The sequence below is a fragment of the Pseudoramibacter alactolyticus ATCC 23263 genome (assembly GCF_000185505.1).
GTDB classification, from domain to species: Bacteria; Bacillota; Clostridia; order Eubacteriales; family Eubacteriaceae; genus Pseudoramibacter; species Pseudoramibacter alactolyticus.
Window position 1 is genome coordinate 1 of sequence record NZ_GL622384.1, and the last position, 565, is coordinate 565.

Consider the following 565-nt stretch of genomic DNA (forward strand, 5'->3'; position numbering starts at 1 on the left):
ATAAAACAGGAGGGCAGGTGTACCGCAAGCAACCGCGATCAGCAGGTACGCCACTACAACGAAGTACACCGTTAACCCGTACGAGCTGAAAAATACCCAGACAATCGTTCCTAAGGCGACAAAACCTAGCGCAGCCCATCCCACGATACTCAGCAGAAGTCGCACCCAGCCTTTCGGGGTGCGCGGGGTAGGTGCCGATGACATCATGAGTCCTCCAATGCTTTCGGGTCTGCCGAGTAGATAGAGTTAATGAACTTCGAGCACCATTCCAACATAGGACCGTCAATAAGGTCCACGCCACCGACCGGCAGAGTCTTAGGACGCGGAACCAGAGTCAGCCACGTGCTCAGACCCTTCGGCTGCGTGTGGGTTGAGCCGGGATACACACGTTTGAGGCGCATCTGCCGTGATTCCGGCAGCGGTTCATCGCTGACCACACGCAGTTTCGGTCCCAGCGCAGTAATCTCGTGGATGCCTGCTTCCCGTGCTTCGCGGCGCAGCACCGCCACCTGAAGCAGATTCTCTACGGGTTCGGGCAAGGCACCGTAACGGTCGATGAAGCTCT

At 57.3% G+C, this 565-nt stretch carries 2 protein-coding genes; both read right to left on the reverse strand.

Going from position 1 to position 565, the window contains the following annotated elements:
- Positions 1-207, reverse strand: a 207-nt coding sequence (locus HMPREF0721_RS12325) for a hypothetical protein (protein ID WP_006599924.1), incomplete at its 3' end; no start/stop codon positions are given.
- On the reverse strand, positions 204-565 hold a 362-nt coding region (locus HMPREF0721_RS11275; protein ID WP_006599925.1), incomplete at its 5' end, for a TRCF domain-containing protein. The genes HMPREF0721_RS11275 and HMPREF0721_RS12325, both read right to left, overlap by 4 nt.